The sequence below is a fragment of the Acinetobacter sp. YH12098 genome, from assembly GCF_013419235.1.
GTDB classification, from domain to species: Bacteria; Pseudomonadota; Gammaproteobacteria; order Pseudomonadales; family Moraxellaceae; genus Acinetobacter; species Acinetobacter amyesii.
This window is the reverse complement of the sequence record NZ_VPAO01000033.1, coordinates 17,077-32,238: the sequence shown is the minus strand read 5'-3', so window position 1 is coordinate 32,238 and position 15,162 is coordinate 17,077. Positions and strand designations below refer to the sequence as shown.

The following is a 15,162-nucleotide window of genomic DNA, read 5'->3' as shown; positions in this document are numbered from 1 at the left end:
GCCCAACAGCGCTTAGATTGGTACTGGCCTCACATTTTTAAGTCAATGTCCTACAGTTATTCGGCTTATGTTTTCATTTTTATGTGTTGCACTGACACATAAGAATATTTAGGTGCCCACATGGAAATTAAGGTTAATTATCTCGATAACCTTCGACAAGAAGCCAAATTTGATGACTTCACGGTAATTGCCGACCAACCTATTCGCTATAAAGGTGATGGTTCTGCTCCAGGACCATTCGACTACTTTTTAGCGTCATCAGCATTATGTGCAGCGTATTTTGTAAAAGTGTATTGTGCGGCGCGAGACATTCCGACAGATAATATTCGCTTATCACAAAATAATATTGTTGATCCTGAAAACCGCTACAAGCAAATTTTCAAAATTCAAGTTGAACTTCCTGCGGATATTTCAGAAAAAGACCGTCAAGGCATTTTGCGTTCAATTGACCGCTGTACGGTTAAAAAAGTCATTCAAACTGGTCCTGAATTTGTCATTGAAGAAGTAGAAAGCATTGATGCAGATGCACAAGCTTTACTTATGCCAAATTTAGCGTCAGACAGTACCACGTTTATTCCGGGTAAAGATCTGCCATTGGAAGAAACCATTGCCAATATGTCAGGTATTTTGGCTGGTTTAGGCATGAAAATTGAAATCGCGTCATGGCGTAACATCGTGCCGAATGTTTGGTCTCTACATATTCGTGATGCACAATCGCCAATGTGTTTTACCAATGGTAAAGGCTCAACCAAAGAAAGCGCATTAGCTTCGGCTTTGGGTGAATTTATTGAACGTCTCAATTGCAACTTCTTCTATAACGACCAGTTCTGGGGTGAAGAGATTGCCAATGCTGACTTTGTGCATTACCCAGATGAAAAATGGTTCCAACCCGGCCCAGAAGGCGAGTTACCTACTGAAATCTTAGATGACTATACACGTGAAATTTATAACCCAGAAGATGAGTTATTAGGTACACATCTATATGACACCAATTCAGGAAATACAGCACGCGGTATTTGCTCTCTTCCTTTTGTCCGTCAGTCAGATGGTGAAACAGTGTATTTCCCATCAAACTTGATTGAAAATTTATACTTGTCAAACGGGATGAGTGCAGGGAATACCTTGGCAGAAGCGCAGGTTCAATGCTTATCTGAAATCTTTGAACGTGCAGTAAAACGTGAGATTTTAGAAGGTGAATTGGCTCTACCAGATGTACCAGAAGAGGTTTTAGCCAAATATCCAAGTATTGTTGCGGGTATTCAAGGCTTAGAAGAACAAGGTTTTCCTGTATTGGTAAAAGATGCTTCACTTGGTGGTCAGTACCCTGTGATGTGCGTAACCTTAATGAACCCACGTACTGGTGGGGTTTTTGCATCTTTTGGTGCGCACCCTAAACTCGAAGTAGCTTTAGAGCGTAGCTTAACCGAGCTTCTACAAGGCCGAAGCTTTGAAGGTCTAAACGATCTACCAAAACCAACGTTTAGCTCGAATGCAGTCACTGAGCCAAATAACTTTGTAGAACACTTTATTGACTCAAGTGGTTTGGTATCTTGGAAATTCTTTAGCGCACAATCAGACTATGATTTTGTAGAGTGGGATTTCACATCTGAAGGTGAAAATGCCAATGCGGAAGAAGCTGCAGCGATGTTTGCGATTCTAGAAGACATGGGCAAAGAAGCGTATATGGCGGTCTACCAGCATCTAGGTGCTACGGCATGTCGTATTTTGGTTCCGGGTTATTCTGAAGTGTATTTGGTTGAAGACTTGGTTTGGGATAACACCAACAAAGCTTTGGACTTCCGTGAGGATATTTTAAACATTCATCGTCTAGATGAAGATGAGTTAGTGTCACTGGTTGAGCGCTTAGAAGAGCTTGAAGTGGATGACTACACGGATATTGTGACGCTCATCGGGATTGAGTTTGATGATAATACCGTATGGGGCCAATTAACGGTACTTGAGCTCAAACTACTGATCTATATTGCCTTACAAGAGTTTGAAGAAGCAAAAGAGTTGGTTGAAACTTTCCTTCAATACAACACCAATACGGTCGAACGTGGTTTGTTCTATCAATGTATGAATGTGGTTTTAGAAGTTGAATTGGACGATGACTTAGATCTCAATGACTATGAACATAATTTCCGTCGTATGTTTGGTGACGAACGTATGGATGCAGTGATTGGTTCAATGGATGGCAGTCTTCGCTTCTACGGTTTAACTGAAACCAATATGCAACTTGAAGGTTTAGATCGTCATTTACGTCTGATTGATAGCTATAAAAAATTGCATGCTGCACGTGCGAAGTTTGCCAGTCAGAACGTTTAAATCTGGGCTTGTGAATAACGTTACTCATGTGATCATCTATTTGAAAAAACTCTCCTAAGGGGGAGTTTTTTTGTGCAAAATTTGCTGAAAAATAATCTATATCTGTGATGCTGATATTAATAAAAAACCTTAGAACTCAGGTGAATATAAGGAAAGCTTAAAAATAACCGATTATCCGAAATTGTGTCATTTTAAAGTAAAGATATTTGACTCATTGGAAAAATATGATAATAAATTAGCTATGGCGTGTTTAGGCATGATCATAATATTTCAGGACGAAATATTCAGAAGCACATTAATAAATAAACGGGAGTTTTAACAACATGCTTCAATTATTCAGAAAACTATTTTGCATGCATATTTACGAATACGAGCAAATGGAAGAAATCGGTTCGCACAAGGAATGTCGTAAGTGCGGTGTGACAAAGTAATGCAGAGTCTAAGCCGAAAAAAAAGTGAGCGAAAGCTCACTTTTTTAATGCCTGTCAATATTGAAATCATTAAAATAGAAATACATTCACAGTTTTTATGCAGATATGAGTAAAGATTTTCAAGCCGAGCGTTATACCGTCGATGCCAATATGGCAGATACCATTGCATGGTTATTACAACATCAAGATTGCTTTGAATCTTTTCATTATGATGCGATTCAGCAGCAATTGGTGGTTCAACATGCTAATGGTCAAGACGTCATCCGTGAAGGGGATTATTTAAATGCAGGCTATGGCATTTTAATAACAGCACATAACTTCGCTAAGTAAACGATATATTTTCCCTACTCATGGTGATTTAGCCATTTCATTAATTCGCACCGTCTCTTGCATTGCACATTGAAACCTATCACTGATCATTCAATTGAACTAAGCCCCGATGTTCGGGGCTTAGATTTTAAGCCATTTGCATGGCATCAGTTGAAAGCTGTGCAGCATTTGGTTTGGGCTGTTCAGCCACTAAACCGAGTTTACTAAATAAAAGCTGATCTTTGCCTTCGCCTGCGTTTGGTGTGGTCAGCAGTTTTTCACCGGAGAATAGTGAATTTGCACCTGCCATAAATGCCAAAGCTTGTTCTGAATCACTCAGGGATTCACGACCTGCAGAGAGTCGAATATAGCTTTTTGGCATAATGATCCGTGCGACTGCAATGGTGCGAATCCATTCGATCACATCGAGTTTCTCAACGTCTGCAAGTGGGGTACCTTGAATAGGCACAAGGAGATTGATCGGCACAGATTCAGGATGAATCGGCAGCGTTGCCAACTCCATTAGGAAGGCAATACGGTCATCACGGCTTTCACCTAAACCTACAATTCCACCGCTACAGATTTTCATTCCAGATTGGCGGACATAGTCCAGCGTCGTTAAACGGTCATCATAACTACGTGTGCTAATGACATTGGGATAATACTCACGAGAAGTATCGAGGTTATGGTTGTAATAATCTAAGCCCGCCTCATGTAAGCGCTCTGCCTGAGATTGATTCAGCATGCCAAGGGTCATACAGGTTTCAAGTCCAAGCGCTTTGACTTCACGAACCATTTCTAGCACATAGGGCATGTCCCGTTCATGTGGATTGCGCCATGCAGCGCCCATACAAAAACGCGAAGAACCTGAAGCAAGCGCAGCTTTCGCTTCATTGATGACTTTTTCCACAGCCATGCGTTTTTCAGCTTCTAATCCAGAGTCATAATGTGCAGACTGAGAGCAATATTTACAGTCTTCAGGGCACTTACCGGTTTTAATCGAAAGTAAGGTGCTGACTTGAATATGATTGGCTTGGAAATATTCACGGTGAATGGTCTGTGCTTGGAATAATAAATCCATCAATGGTTGTTGATACAACTCTTGTATTTCTGGATGTGTCCAGTCATTTCGGTAGCTCATAAATAATCCATATTTTCTGCCTAATGCAGATCATCATACGTAAAATTTGCAGACTTCCAAGACTATTTTGTAACATTGCAATTTAGCTAAAATGCATTGAAATGACTTTTTCAAAGAACTTTTGATATTTAAGATGCTTGCAAAGTTATGCTAAATGACAGCACAATCGCTGCAATGTTTATTTTGAGCTAAAAAATTAATTTTCTTGGATTACGTCACTAAGTTTTAGCTTAAATGAAAACTTTGTAAGGATCTGGAAAATAGAGAATAAAAGTCCTTAAAGCATTTTTGAGTTTTGTTCTGCAATTGCCCAATCAATATGAACTTGCACAATCGCGTCATGTTTTTTGCGAGAATTTTTTAATGATTGCACAATATTTGAACTGTATGGTGCATTGCCTAAGCCAATGGCGATATTTCGCATAAAACTTTGATAGCCTGTTCGTCGGATAGGACTGCCTTCAGTACAGCTTAAAAAAGTGGCTTCATCCCATTGCCAAAGATCTAATAAACTCACTTGGTCGAGGCCATGACGTGGATAAAAGTCCTCAATTTGAGTTTTATGCGCAAAGCTATTCCATGGACAGATAAGTTGACAGTCATCACAGCCAAACACACGGTTGCCAATGCCACTGCGTAATTCTTCAGGAATGATGCCTTTATATTCGATGGTTAAGTAGGCAATGCATTTACGTGCATCTAACATATAGGGCTCAACGATGGCCTGAGTTGGACAGATATCAATACAGGCTGTGCATGAACCACAATGTTTGGTTGCCGGAGAATCAAAAGGCAAATCGAGTGATGTAAACAGCTCACCTAATACAAAAAATGAGCCTGATTTTTTATGGATCAGTAAGGTGTGTTTGCCTGTCCAGCCCATGCCTGCATTTTCAGCTAAGGATTTTTCAAACACTGGTGCAGAGTCGGCAAAGGGTCTAGATTCAAAATCTCCGATTTTTTCACGGATGATATTCGACAAGGTTTTTAAACGACCACGCATGACTTTGTGGTAGTCACGACCTCGTGCATAGCGTGCAATGATGGCTGCATTTGGCTCATCAGGAACATAACGTGGTTTTGGGGTTTCGACCAAATAATCCATGCGGACACAAATGATACTGCGGGTGCCGGGGACTAAAAGTGCAGGATTGGCACGTTTTTCAAGGTTTTCCTCTAGGAATTTCATATCGCCATGATAACCACGTTCTAAATATTCTTTAAAACGAGGGAGTTCCTCTTGAGCATCTGGCTTTGCGATGACACAATCAGAAAAACCTAAATTTAAGGCTTGCGCTTTAATCCATGCTTTTAGGGTTTCTGGATCATATTGATCGACAGGAATTTTTTGTGCAGGAGTTGAAGCGGCCATAATCATAACAAGGAAAAACAATGCGTCTGCAAGTTTACCATAGCCCTGTTTATCTTAGCCAAAGTATTCAAGCTTGGGAGCAGCGTTGGTTTGCTCAGCACAATAGCAGTTATGGTCTGATGCAGCAGGTCGCATGGTCGATTGCTCAGCAACTTATTCCAATGTTAAAGCAGCAAAATTTAAAAAATATTGCAGTGTGTTGTGGGCAGGGTAACAACGCAGGCGACGGCTATCTTACAGCGCAATATCTACAGCAAGCAGGCTTTCAAGTCGATATCTATGCCGCTGAAATAGGGGCATCGAAAGATTTGCATTCTGCGGTACAGGAAACGATAGATCACAAGCTCAAGATCTATACACATTTTGATTTTCAGCGTGACTATGACGTCTATATCGACGCATTATTTGGTATAGGGCTCAATCGTGAACTTTCTCACGAGTGGCAAGCCATTATTCAACGATTGAATGCATGCACGGGACTCAAAGTTGCGATTGATATTCCAAGCGGTTTACATGCCAATACAGGACAGCCTTTACCCATCGCATTTCAAGCCGATTATACCTTTACGGCATTGGGTTTAAAAGCAGGGTTATTTACAGGCCAAGCGAAGGAATATGCAGGTGAAGTTTCGGTGATAGCATGCATACCGACTGATATTAAGCTTGAGCCACTTGCGTATTTGTCACCGCAGAAAATCACTTTACCTGAGCGACAAGCTTTTGGTCATAAAGGCAGTTATGGACATGTTTTAGTTGTTGGTGGACATGCTGAAATGGGTGGGGCGGTGATTATGGCTGCTGAGGCTGCATTCCATGCAGGTGCAGGTAAGGTCACGGTTGTTTGTGATGCACGACATCACACCGCAATTTTGGCGCGCGCACCGAATATTATGCTACGCGATATCAATGCTTTAAATACAGAAGCGATTCGGCAACTGATCGATCATGTCGATGCGATTAGCTTTGGCATGGGGCTTGGTCGTGACAATTGGGCACAACAGCAGTTTCAGTCATGGTTTCCATTGATTCAGCAGTCAACCTTGGAAATTGTTTTGGATGCAGATGCCTTGTGGTTTCTAGCTGAAACACCTGAAAAATTGAATACACGCACCTATGCAACGCCACATCCGGGTGAGGCTGCAAAATTATTGGGTCTATCTACTGCAGAAGTTGAAGCGGATCGTGTACAAGCAATTCAGTATTTAAAAGAAAAATTTCAAGGTCAATGGGTGCTTAAAGGGGCAGGCAGCTTAATACTTGAAGATCAGCTTTGGATTTGCACCGCAGGTAATGCAGGAATGGGTACAGGCGGTATGGGCGATGTGCTTGCAGGGATGATTGCAAGTTTAAAAGCACAATTCCATCAGCAAATTCATCTGCACGAAATCGTAAGCCTGCATGCTTTAGCAGGTGATGTATTGGCGAAGCCGGGGATGCGTGGTTTGCAAGCGCAGGATATGGCCCAAGCGGTTTATCATGTGGTCAATCATTCAGGAGTTGAAGACTAAAATGCATGCAGTTAAATTGCGAATTCAAGGTAAAGTGCAGGGCGTTGGCTATCGTCGTTGGTTTGAACAGCAAGCGATTGCACTTGGTTTAAATGGCTATGTGAAAAATCTAGCGACGGGCGAAGTTGAAGCACTGATTATTGGAACTGAAGACGCCATTCATAAAATACTGAAACACAGTCTGGTGGGGCCTTTACGAGCAGACGTAACTAAAATCGATCAGCAAGAAATTCCAATGCATGAATTAGACTATAGCAATTTTAAAATGATCCGCTAAATTTGATCACTAGATTGAGTGGGCTTTTGAAAACAATCTGAATTACTGAGCTATATGTTTTGACGATTATTTATCGACGTCGAGTGCTTACACGACTTCGACCACGAGCCATACCACCTAAGGCATTCAGTACAGCCATTTTACTCATACTACCAGACGCATGCGCATGACAAATTGCGGCAGCCAAAGCATCGGCTGCATCCTGCTGTGGTTTGATGCTTAGGTTCAGAATGCGCATAACCATCATTTGGACTTGTTCTTTGTCTGCCGCACCATAGCCGACCACTGATTGTTTGATTTGACGTGCTGTATATTCAGCGACTTGTAAATCTAAATTGGTTAAAGCGGCAATGGCAGCACCGCGTGCTTGACCCAGTTTTAAGGCAGAGTCAGGGTTTTGAGCCATAAAGACTTGCTCAACCGCGGCTTCAGTAGGTCCGTGAAACTTTACGATACGATCAATACCAGCAAAGATACGTTTTAAGCGTTCAGGCATTTCTGTCGTTTCGGTACGAATGGTGCCAGCATCGACAAAACGTAGTTTAGAACCATCCTTTTCGATGATGCCGTAACCAGTTAAGCGCGACCCAGGGTCAATACCGATAATTAATGACATGTTTGCCCTATTTGCCCTTTAAAAATAAAATAATGCCCATATTGTTACATAAGCGTGTCAAAAAAGCTTGATAGTGATTGAGCAGTTGAACGCAACACCTTAAATTAATTTACTGAGATTTGTTTAATTTTCATGAAATTATTTCTTCTGATTTTAGCAGGCTTGATCCTGGAAGTGTTAGTCTGGATCGGTGTGGGCGACCTCGTCGGCAGCATGTGGTATGTCTTTTTCTGGTTCGTGGCGGCCTTCTTTATAGGGATGAATATTATCCGTAAATATTCATCAGGTCTGATGCCTCAAATGCAGCAAATGCAAGCAGGTCAAATGAGTAATGATCCAGCTTTAACTGGAAATTTACCAAAAATTTTGGCTGGTTTCTTATTGCTGTTACCGGGTCTAATCTCAGATATTATGGCATTACTTATTTTGATTCCACCTGTACAAAATGCCATGAAAGCAGTCATGATGAAAACCATGATGAAGCGTCAGCAAGCCATGATGGAAAAAATGATGGGTGGCATGATGGGCGATATAGGAGGCATGGGCGGTGCTCAAGGTCAGAACCCATTTGCAGATATGATGCGTCAAATGCAAGATATGCAAAATCAGCAATCAGGTCGTGATTCATCCGTTATTGATGGTGAAGCTCGTGAAGTGACGCCAGATGCGAAACAAATTGAACTGAAAGATGTCAATAAAAAATAATTAACTCAGTATGAAAGGCCGAATGTGTATTCGGCTTTTTTTTTGCGTAAATTTTGATACGGCCTAAAAATAAACCTTGTGTTGCCAACAAAAAAATTGAACAAGCGATATAATCTTCACGTTTTAATTCAAATGAATCAGCTTGCATGTCACTGTTATTCACCATCTGTGCGCTTCATTTTGTTGCGCAGTTGAGTCCCGGTCCAGATGTATTATTAATTGCTAAAAGTGCAGCATCAACAACGCGTGCAAATACCTTAAAAATTATTGCGGGGATCTCTGTCGGGATTGTGGTGTGGGTCGTTTTAACCTTATTGGGCTTTACGGTTCTGGTTGAGCAATTTCCATGGATACAACAAGTTTTAATGGCTGTTGGTGGATTTTTCTTAGCGAAAATGGGTTGGGCAATGTTTAGTGGCGGGCTTAAAAGTTTAAATCAAACAGCCAATTTAGAAGATGGGCAGGCCTTAAGTCAGCAGAAAACTGAAAATTATTTCTTATTAGGTTTATTTACAAATTTAGCCAATCCGAAAACATTGATTTATTTTAGTAGTGTGTTCTCACTGGCGTTGAGTTCATCAGCCAGTAGTAACCTAAAAGCACAGCTTGCTGTCATCATTCCGATTCAGACCTTTATTGTGTTTAGTTTGTTTATGATGATTATGTCTTTGCCTAAAATTAAAGCACTCTACCAACGTTCGGGTAGTTATATTGATGTGGTTTCAGGGGCGTTATTTTTAATTTTTGCGATTTGGCTGTGGTTCGACGCAATTAGAATGTTCAATCTTCAATAGCTGCAAACATATTACTGTCAGCAAAGCGAAAGCCAAGTATTAAAACTTGGCTTTTTTTATGTCCAAGTTCTATTGCTCTGGATTGGTTTGATCTTGGTCTTTAGACGGTGCTGTATTTGATGGATCTTGTGCAATATCGATGGTTTCAGCATGATCACGATAACGGTTTGGCTTGAGGGTAGTTTCGGTATTTTCAGAGCCTTTGTATGATCGGCTACGATTGGCGCGTTCACGTAAACCGCCTTTTTTGATTAACTGCACCATCATCTAGAACCTCATTGCTATCGCCATAGTTTAAAGAATTTTCCTCGTGAAGATAAGTAAGCAGGGCGATGCAAGCGCATAAAAAAGCCTGAAATCATTCAGGCTTTCATCATTTTAATTTCTCGCTTTGAATGACTTTAAAGCAACTGGATAATAGCGCTTAAATACGGATTGTATGATATTTAGGCATTGCCAGCCTGTTCATAGGGCTATATTTGGCTGTTGTAAAAAAAGCTTAATTTTTACCATCCTGCTTGAGTATTTCAAAGATGTTGAGTTGGGTCGTAGCTTCAGTATCGTGCTGTTGCAAATACACTTGAACACTCTTAAATAGAATGGCAACAGCCAAACAACTGAGTATGCAAAATATCCAAAAGCCATATGGGCTACGGATATTATGCGAGCCACATTCGGAACATTCTTTATCGCTTGAAGCCAATACTTTATTGCAACAAGCACAGTGATATTGATAGTGCATTGCTTTTCTCCATTTAGTCGAATTTGACCAACATTCTTGTTGTTATTGTCAACCATCAATCCGTGATGATTGTTTTATCTTAATGTGCAAATAAGCTGCTGTACAAGTTTTAAACGGTTTGTTTTGCTCATTATTGTGTAAGTGAAAAGCGTCAGAGAGTTAAATATTTGTTTTATTAATAATTTATAAATGAAACAAGAGATGAATTTTCAGACATAAAAAAAGCCAGTTCGAAAACTGGCTTTTGCTGTTCTGTCTAAACTGAATTATTGACCAGAACGGATGATGTAATCAAAAGCAGATAATGATGCTTTCGCGCCTTCACCTGTCGCAATGATGATTTGTTTGTACGGTACTGTTGTACAGTCACCGGCAGCAAATACACCTTTTACATTGGTTTCGTTACGCTCATTAATTACGATCTCACCACGGTTTGAAAGTTCAACCGCTGTTTCTTTTAAGAAATCAGTGTTTGGTAACAAACCGATTTGTACGAAGATACCAGCCAATTCTATCGTTTTGATTTCATCTGTTGCACGATCTTTATAGTTTAGTGCAGTGACTTGTGAACCATCACCGACCACTTCTGTAGACAATGCATTCATGATTACAGTCGTATTCGGTAAGCTGTTTAACTTGTCTTGAAGGACTTGGTCAGCACGAAGCTTAGTATCAAACTCAACAAGTGTTACATGTTCCACAATACCAGCAAGGTCAATCGCCGCTTCGACACCTGAGTTACCACCACCGATCACTGCAACTCGTTTGCCTTTGAACAATGGACCGTCACAGTGTGGGCAGTATGCAACACCACGAGTACGGTATTCTTGCTCACCTGGAACATTCATCTCTCTCCAGCGTGCACCTGTTGAAAGAATCACTGTTTTAGATTCAAGTTTTGCACCATTCTCTAAAGTCACCTCAACTAAGCCATTAGCTGTTTGGTCAGCACCTTTGATGTCAGATACACGTTGCAAGTTCATGATGTCCACACCGTACTCACGTACATGTGCTTCCATTTCAGCAGCAAACTTAGGACCTTGAGTCTTTTGAATCGACGTGAAGTTTTCAATGTCCATCGTATCCATGACCTGACCGCCCATGCGTTCAGCCACGATACCTGTTTTAATGCCTTTACGTGCTGCATAGATTGCAGAAGTATTCCCCGCAGGGCCGCCACCAATCACAAGAACATCAAAGGCTTCTTTGGCATTTAGCTTTTCAGCATCTTTTGCGGCAGAGTTCGTATCCAATTTCGCAATGATTTCTTCCAAGGTCATACGACCTTGACCGATGTGGTTGCCGTCTTGGAATACCATCGGTACAGCCATGATTTTGCGTTCTTCAACTTCGTCTTGGAAGAATGCACCATCAATCATGGTTGCAGTTGTACCTGGGTTATAGATCGCAATTAGGTTCAAGGCTTGAACCACGTCAGGACAGTTATGGCAGCTTAGAGATACAAACACATCAAAGTCAGTTTTAAGACCTAGACCTTTGATGGTATTCAGTACTTCGTCAGATACTTTCGGTGCATAACCAGAGGTTTGTAACAATGCCAAGATCAAAGACGTGAATTCGTGGCCCATCGGCAAACCTGCGAAGAATACGCGTGGAGTTTCACCTGCTTTTGCAATACCAAAGCTTGGCGCGCGGCTGTTGTTACCGTCAAAACGTGCAGTCACTAAATCAGATAAGGCAGCAACTTCAGTTACCAATTCTTTAATTTTGTCTGATTTGTCCGTGCCGTTTAAAGTCGCGACGATTTCAATCGGGCCTTCAAGGCGTTCAAGTAAGGTTTTTAATTGAGCAGAAGTATTTTGATCTAACATTGCTAACGTCTCCAGAGGAGTAAATTTATTTGATGAGAGAATGATAGAACAAACCATTAAATAGGTGAAACGGTTTGTTTTTATAAAATTAATCGGTTTTACAAATCAAGTGATTAAATTTCTTTCTAAATCATAAGAATATACCGATGTGAATCCAGTCAATATTGGGCCAATATCGAGAAATACAAGTTAAATAGTGGAAAAATAAACGAATTCATCGCGCTTTAAGCAAGACAATGCTAGAGTCAACGCTATTGTATTGAGAACTTTTTAGGGAAATGGTATGCAGGTTAAACAGGGAATTTATCAGCATTATAAAGGTCAGTTGTATCAAGTCTTTCATGTTGCAACACATAGTGAAACGCGTGAAAAAGTTGTGGTCTATCAGTGCTTGTATGACGACTATTCCATGTGGGTCAGACCCTTAGAGATGTTTATGGAAACCGTTGAAATTGATGGTGAAGTAATTCCACGTTTTAAACTGATCCAAGAAACCCACTGAGCAGATATTTAGTACTTTAATCTTTAAATATGAAAGAAATAACAAAAGGACAGAATCATGAGCATGGACGCAAATCTTAAAAACTATATGCAACAACTCTATGCAGACTTTAGTGCTCACGATGCTGCGCAAAATCACCGACTTGCGCGTTACCGAAATATTGAGCCTGAGTCTGCACTGTTTTTGGCTATGCAAATTCGCTTAAAACAAGCCAAACAGATCTTGGAAATTGGAACATCTACAGGCTATTCCACGCTGTGGTTGGCAGATGCTGCCCAGTCTACACAAGGGCGAGTCGAAACCATTGAAATTGATGCAGCGCGTATCGAACAAGCTAAACAGCATGCGGAAAATTTAGCTTTATCCGAATACATCGAATTTCATCATGGCGATGCGCTGCATTTTTTACAGCAGTTAAATCAGCGTTATGACTTCATTTTATTGGATGCAGAACGTGATGCGTATATCGGGTATTGGCCATATTTAGCTGAATTGATACAAGTTCAAAGTGGCGTGTTAATCGTGGATAATGTGCTGTCACATGCCAATGAGGTCGCTGAATTTATCCAACGTGTTGAAGCGGATGATCGTTTTATCAGTATGACATTAAATGAGGGCGCAGGGCTCTTTATGGTGACTTGGCGCAACTAAAAATCAGGGCATTCAGCCCTGATTTGATCGATTTTTTTTTAATTAGTAAAAATACTGTTGCTATAGCGCTGAGCTTGTAGCGGTTTAACCCTGTAGGCTTACGCGTGAAAAATGTAGATCATATTCTAGATATTTGTGGACAAATGCCGTTTTATCACTACATCGAAGTAAATTATCATAAATAAAAGGTGAAACTGGATAAAAGAGATCCCCAGAACCATTCGCATAAAATATTTTTAAGTAACGTGAAGAAGAACTGTATTTCCAAGAAGTTACAACAGTTGTTGTCATAAGCCACCCCCTTATTGCGTTGTTATAGTCATACTGCAGTTAAAGGTTTATCTCATTTGAAATTAAGACAAATTTAGGGCGTGGAGTATTGCAGAATTGTTAAAAAATAATGTTTTATCTCAAATTTTTTTCATTTCTTTATCAACTAATTTGATAAAAAAAATGCCAGTTCAAATAAATGTCATAAGTGTCATTCTCCCATATTAGTGTAAGGAGAGTTAAAAACTACGGCATTGTTCTGATTTATTGCCTTTGACTTGGTTGTTGCTGCCATTAATTGAAAAAGCATTTTCAAGACAAATCAAATTACCTGCGATTTCATTATTATTTAGCACAATATTGCCATTATTTTTCTTTAATTTCAGGTCGCCTGAAATTTGGTTATTGAGGAGTTGGATGTTTTTCCCAGTCGTAAAATCGACATTGCCAGTGATATTGTTATGATTGGCAATAATCTTGGTAAAATTTTTATTCGATTCAATATTGCCTTTGATGTGGTTGTCATGTAGTTCAACACTGGCACCATTTTCTAAAATAACATTGCCATGAACAATTAAACCTTCAAGCTGACAATTTTTTTTGACTTTAATATCTTCACGAATACTTTGGTTTTTAATTTCACCTTCGCAGTTCATGGCAGCAAAAGTTGTAAACGAACATAAAATTAAACTGATTGAGACGAAATATTTTTTCATGGGCTTACATCTTCCTGAAATAAGCAATTGACCTAAAATTCATGTTAAAAATACTGAAATACTGGCAAAGATGTAAGCCTAGACAATCGGGTTTGCGGCGCATTTTTATTATATTTGTGTAAGCTCTAACTTGATGAATATCTACAGATATGTAGAAAGTGCTAGTACGTTAAAGTTGTATGAATAAAGTGTGAACTGCGTAGGGTGTATAGAGGTATATACTCGCAGATAATAGGCATAAAAAAACCACGCTAAAAGCGTGGTTTTTGAATCAGTTCAATCTAATACAGATTAGATTTTACCAACTAGGTCGATTGAAGGAGCAAGAGTTGCGTCGCCTTCTTTCCATTTAGCTGGGCAAACTTCGCCTGGGTGAGCGTGTACGTATTGAGCTGCTTTAACTTTACGAAGAAGTTCTTGAGCATCACGACCGATACCACCAGCGTTGATTTCAACGATTTGGATTTTACCTTCTGGATCGATAACGAAAGTACCACGATCAGCAAGACCGTCAGCTTCGATTAATACGTCAAAGTTTTTAGCAAGAGTCCAGTTCGCATCACCAACCATTACGTATTGGATTTTTTTGATTTCTTCTGAAGAATCGTGCCAAGCTTTGTGAGTGAAATGAGTGTCAGTAGAAACTGAGTAGATTTCAACACCTAGTTTTTGGAATTCTGCATAGTTGTCAGCAAGGTCACCAAGTTCAGTTGGGCAAACGAAAGTGAAGTCAGCTGGGTAGAAGAATACAACAGACCATTTACCTTTAAGATCAGCTTCAGTTACTTCGATGAATTGACCATTTTGGAATGCTTGTGCTTTAAACGGTTTAACTTCAGTATTAATTAAGCTCATCATTGTCTCCATGATTGAGGTTTGTTTTTGATTTCCAATAGGGTACAGAAATTTTTCTTATTGCTGAAATAGTATTTTTACATAACTAATATCGGAAAATCCGAATTAGTACACTC

17 protein-coding genes are annotated in these 15,162 nt (G+C 40.0%); 8 read left to right on the top strand and 9 right to left on the bottom strand.

Annotation, left to right across the window (positions count from 1 at the left end; genetic code table 11):
- The first annotated feature begins 120 nt into the window (after window positions 1–120).
- The gene (locus FTU38_RS11605; RefSeq protein ID WP_180111257.1) at window positions 121–2,325 is read left to right on the top strand and encodes an OsmC domain/YcaO domain-containing protein; all 2,205 of its coding nucleotides are present in this window, start codon (window positions 121–123) and stop codon (window positions 2,323–2,325) included.
- 536 nt (window positions 2,326–2,861) lie between these two features.
- Window positions 2,862–3,086, top strand: coding sequence for a hypothetical protein (locus FTU38_RS11600; RefSeq protein ID WP_168379636.1), 225 nt, complete (start codon window positions 2,862–2,864; stop codon window positions 3,084–3,086).
- Window positions 3,087–3,213: 127 nt separating this feature from the next.
- On the opposite strand, the gene bioB is transcribed toward FTU38_RS11600, so the two are convergent.
- Window positions 3,214–4,206 carry a biotin synthase BioB gene (gene bioB / locus FTU38_RS11595; RefSeq protein WP_180111255.1) on the bottom strand — a complete coding sequence of 331 codons (993 nt, stop codon included), beginning with the start codon at window positions 4,204–4,206 and terminating at the stop codon, window positions 3,214–3,216.
- A 277-nt stretch (window positions 4,207–4,483) separates the two neighbouring features.
- Window positions 4,484–5,578 (bottom strand): tRNA epoxyqueuosine(34) reductase QueG, encoded by a 1,095-nt coding sequence (queG, locus tag FTU38_RS11590; protein WP_180111254.1) that lies wholly within the window; start codon window positions 5,576–5,578, stop codon window positions 4,484–4,486.
- A 20-nt stretch (window positions 5,579–5,598) separates the two neighbouring features.
- On the opposite strand from queG, the gene FTU38_RS11585 reads away from it, so the two are divergent.
- Both FTU38_RS11585 and FTU38_RS11580 read left to right on the top strand, forming a co-directional pair.
- Window positions 5,599–7,086 (top strand): NAD(P)H-hydrate dehydratase, encoded by a 1,488-nt coding sequence (locus FTU38_RS11585; protein ID WP_180027228.1) that lies wholly within the window; start codon window positions 5,599–5,601, stop codon window positions 7,084–7,086.
- A gap of 1 nt (window position 7,087) precedes the next feature.
- Entirely contained in the window at window positions 7,088–7,363 is a 276-nt protein-coding gene (locus FTU38_RS11580) for an acylphosphatase (RefSeq protein WP_180012138.1), read from the top strand.
- 70 nt (window positions 7,364–7,433) lie between these two features.
- Here FTU38_RS11580 and ruvC read toward each other — a convergent pair whose 3' ends face one another.
- Window positions 7,434–7,979: a crossover junction endodeoxyribonuclease RuvC gene (gene ruvC / locus FTU38_RS11575; protein WP_078189034.1), complete on the bottom strand. Its 546-nt coding sequence runs from the start codon at window positions 7,977–7,979 to the stop codon at window positions 7,434–7,436.
- A gap of 132 nt (window positions 7,980–8,111) precedes the next feature.
- Between ruvC and FTU38_RS11570 the strand changes: the two genes are divergently transcribed.
- Together FTU38_RS11570 and FTU38_RS11565 are read left to right on the top strand one after the other, a co-directional pair.
- Complete coding sequence (locus FTU38_RS11570; protein ID WP_180111252.1) at window positions 8,112–8,684, top strand: FxsA family protein; 573 nt, start codon at window positions 8,112–8,114, stop codon at window positions 8,682–8,684.
- A 146-nt stretch (window positions 8,685–8,830) separates the two neighbouring features.
- Window positions 8,831–9,478, top strand: coding sequence for a LysE family transporter (locus FTU38_RS11565; protein WP_180007363.1), 648 nt, complete (start codon window positions 8,831–8,833; stop codon window positions 9,476–9,478).
- A gap of 69 nt (window positions 9,479–9,547) precedes the next feature.
- Here FTU38_RS11565 and FTU38_RS11560 read toward each other — a convergent pair whose 3' ends face one another.
- The 3 genes from FTU38_RS11560 to ahpF form a co-directional block, all read right to left on the bottom strand.
- Window positions 9,548–9,742: a hypothetical protein gene (locus FTU38_RS11560; protein WP_180111273.1), complete on the bottom strand. Its 195-nt coding sequence runs from the start codon at window positions 9,740–9,742 to the stop codon at window positions 9,548–9,550.
- 235 nt (window positions 9,743–9,977) lie between these two features.
- Entirely contained in the window at window positions 9,978–10,220 is a 243-nt protein-coding gene (locus FTU38_RS11555) for a hypothetical protein (protein ID WP_180007362.1), read from the bottom strand.
- A 266-nt stretch (window positions 10,221–10,486) separates the two neighbouring features.
- A complete protein-coding gene (gene ahpF / locus FTU38_RS11550; RefSeq protein WP_078189029.1) occupies window positions 10,487–12,052 on the bottom strand; it encodes an alkyl hydroperoxide reductase subunit F in 1,566 nt (521 codons plus the stop codon).
- A 283-nt stretch (window positions 12,053–12,335) separates the two neighbouring features.
- On the opposite strand from ahpF, the gene FTU38_RS11545 reads away from it, so the two are divergent.
- Together FTU38_RS11545 and FTU38_RS11540 are read left to right on the top strand one after the other, a co-directional pair.
- Window positions 12,336–12,554, top strand: coding sequence for a DUF1653 domain-containing protein (locus FTU38_RS11545; RefSeq protein ID WP_078189028.1), 219 nt, complete (start codon window positions 12,336–12,338; stop codon window positions 12,552–12,554).
- A 57-nt stretch (window positions 12,555–12,611) separates the two neighbouring features.
- Window positions 12,612–13,205 (top strand): O-methyltransferase, encoded by a 594-nt coding sequence (locus FTU38_RS11540; RefSeq protein WP_180111250.1) that lies wholly within the window; start codon window positions 12,612–12,614, stop codon window positions 13,203–13,205.
- An 84-nt stretch (window positions 13,206–13,289) separates the two neighbouring features.
- Here FTU38_RS11540 and FTU38_RS11535 read toward each other — a convergent pair whose 3' ends face one another.
- The 3 genes from FTU38_RS11535 to ahpC all read right to left on the bottom strand — a co-directional run bounded on the left by FTU38_RS11535 (window position 13,290) and on the right by ahpC (window position 15,046).
- Window positions 13,290–13,496, bottom strand: a complete 207-nt coding sequence (locus FTU38_RS11535; protein ID WP_078189026.1) for a KTSC domain-containing protein — start codon at window positions 13,494–13,496, stop codon at window positions 13,290–13,292.
- A gap of 218 nt (window positions 13,497–13,714) precedes the next feature.
- Entirely contained in the window at window positions 13,715–14,191 is a 477-nt protein-coding gene (locus tag FTU38_RS11530; RefSeq protein ID WP_180111249.1) for a hypothetical protein, read from the bottom strand.
- Window positions 14,192–14,482: 291 nt separating this feature from the next.
- Complete coding sequence (gene ahpC, locus FTU38_RS11525; RefSeq protein WP_078193727.1) at window positions 14,483–15,046, bottom strand: alkyl hydroperoxide reductase subunit C; 564 nt, start codon at window positions 15,044–15,046, stop codon at window positions 14,483–14,485.
- Window positions 15,047–15,162 lie beyond the last annotated feature (116 nt).